Annotated in this window: 2 protein-coding genes; one reads left to right on the plus strand and one right to left on the minus strand. The window is 70.1% G+C overall.

The annotated features are described in order from the left end of the window. The first annotated feature begins 108 nt into the window (after positions 1-108). The gene (locus NQ160_RS20830) at positions 109-999 is read left to right on the plus strand and encodes an SURF1 family cytochrome oxidase biogenesis protein (RefSeq protein ID WP_257515179.1); all 891 of its coding nucleotides are present in this window, start codon (positions 109-111) and stop codon (positions 997-999) included. Positions 1000-1080: 81 nt separating this feature from the next. Here the strand turns inward: NQ160_RS20830 and NQ160_RS20835 are convergent. Then, on the minus strand, positions 1081-2478 hold a 1398-nt coding region (locus tag NQ160_RS20835; RefSeq protein ID WP_257516994.1), incomplete at its 5' end, for an ABC-F family ATP-binding cassette domain-containing protein.

The raw sequence follows: 2478 nt of genomic DNA on the forward strand, positions 1-2478 counted from the left end.
CCGCAAGCGCTGGGCCGCGTGCGATGAGCACGTGGCGTACCTGCGCGACTACCTCGTCGCGCGGGACTTCCCTGTGGCGGTCGAGCCGCTGACCGCGGCGGCTGCGCCGTGAGTCGGCGTCCGGTGCCGGCCGCCGTCCGGTGGTCGGGTTACGTGGCCGTGGCCGTGGTGTTCGCGATCGCCTGCGCCTACCTGTCGCACTGGCAGTTCGCACGCGGCGAGGAACGCTCCACGCAGCTCGAGCTGGTGGAGCGCAATTACGATGCCGCGGCGGTGCCGCTGGCGGAGCTGATCCCCGAATCAGGCGAGATGGATCCCGGCGACCAGTGGCACCCGGTCACCCTCGTCGGCGAGTACGCCGCCGATGACCAGCTGCTCGTCCGCAACCGGCCGCACGGAGGCACCGCAGCCTTCGAGGTGCTCGTGCCGTTCCACACCGACGACGGGCGCGTTCTGCTCGTGAACCGCGGATGGGTGCGCCCGGGAGCAGATCAGCCAGAACCCGACCACGTCCCCGCCGCGCCCGAAGGGCCGACGACGGTGGTCGTGCGACTGAAGGCCGGCGAAATGCTGCCGTCGTCAGGCCGATCGGCGCCCGAGGGTCAGGTCGCCACGATCCACCTTCCGCTGATCGCCGAGCTGATCGACGGCGGCGACGCCCTCATCGAGAGCGCGTACGGGCTGATGGCCAGCGAGGACCCGGCGCCCGCGGAGGCTCCGAACGCGATCGCGTCGCCCTCGGAGGACCCCGGGCCGCACCTGTCGTACGCGATCCAGTGGATCCTCTTCGCCGTCATGGGCTTCATCTTCATCGGCTACATGATCCGCACCGAGCTGCGCGTCCGCCGCGAGGAAGCGGCCGACCGTGCCGAAGCCGCCGCGCGCGCCGGCGGGGATGCCACGGGAGCCCGTGCCGTGCGGCGGCCGCGCCCCGCGAAGCGCCGCCGGGACCGCGACGCCGAGGCCGAAGACGCACTGATGGACCGCGCGGGCGGCTGACCCCCTCCGGGACCGTCGGAGCCGTGCGTCAGCCCGTATCGAGGCTGGACCGAGCCGAGCGTGCCGCCGTGGGCGGTGGGCTCAGGCGAGCGTGATGAGGTCGGCGTAGTCCCTGCCCCAGATGTCCTCGACGCCGTCCGGCAGGATGAGCACGCGCTCCGGGTTGAGCGCGTGCACGGCGCCCTCATCGTGCGAGACGAGCACGACGGCCCCCTCGTAGTGCGACAGGGCGTCGAGGATCTCCAGGCGTGACGCCGGGTCGAGGTTGTTGGTCGGCTCGTCCAGCAGCAGCATGTTGGCGCTGGAGACCACGAGCGTGGCGAGCGACAGTCGCGTCTTCTCGCCACCGGAGAGCACCGCGGCGGGCTTGAGCACGTCGTCGCCGGTGAACAGGAACGAGCCGAGCACCTTGCGCGCCTCGGTCGCGGTGATGTCGGGGGCGGCGGACATCATGTTCTCCAGCACCGACCGCGTGACGTCGAGGTTCTCGTGCTCCTGGGCGTAGTAGCCGATCTTCAGACCGTGCCCGGGCTCGAGCTGGCCCGTGTCGGGCTTGTCCACGCCGGCGAGAATGCGCAGCAGGGTCGTCTTTCCGGCGCCGTTCAGGCCCAGCACGACCACCTTGGACCCGCGGTCGATGGCGAGGTCGACGTCGGTGAAGATCTCCAGCGACCCGTAGGACTTCGACAGTCCGGATGCCATGAGAGGCGTCTTGCCGCACGGTGCGGGCTTGGGAAAGCGCAGCTTGGCGACGCGGTCCTCCTGGCGCACGTCGTCGAGGCCCGCGAGCATCTTCTCGGCGCGGGCGACCATCTGGTGCGCGGCGGCGGCCTTGGACGCCTTGGCGCCGAACCGGGCGGCCTGCTGCTGCAGCACCGTGGCCTTCTTCTCGACGTTGGCACGCTCCTTCTTGCGACGCTCCTCGTCGGCCACGCGCTGGCGCAGGTAGTTCTTCCAGTTCATGTTGTAGACGTCGATGACCTGGCGGTTGGCGTCGAGGTAGAACACGCGGTTGACCGTCTCGCCGACGAGCTCCACATCGTGCGAGATGACGATCAGGCCACCCTTGTAGTTCTTGAGGAACTCGCGCAGCCACACGACGCTGTCGGCGTCGAGGTGGTTGGTCGGCTCGTCGAGGATCATCGTCTGCGCGTCGGAGAAGAGGATGCGCGCGAGCTCGATGCGGCGGCGCTGCCCACCCGAGAGGGTCGACAGCGGCTGGTCGAGGATGCGGTCGGGCAGCGACAGGTTGTGCGCGATCGTCGCGGCTTCCGCCTCGGCCGTGTAACCACCGAGGGCCTCGAAGCGCTCGGTCAGATTGCCGTAGCGCTTCATGGCCTTGGCCGCGGCATCCTTGTCGTCCGAACCCATCGCCAGCGACGCCTCATGCATGCCGATCGCCAGCGAACCGAGTCCCCGCGCGTCGAGGATGCGGGTACGGGCGAGCATCTCGGGGTCGCCCGATCGCGGATCCTGCGG

Source organism: Microbacterium sp. zg.Y909, from assembly GCF_024626565.1.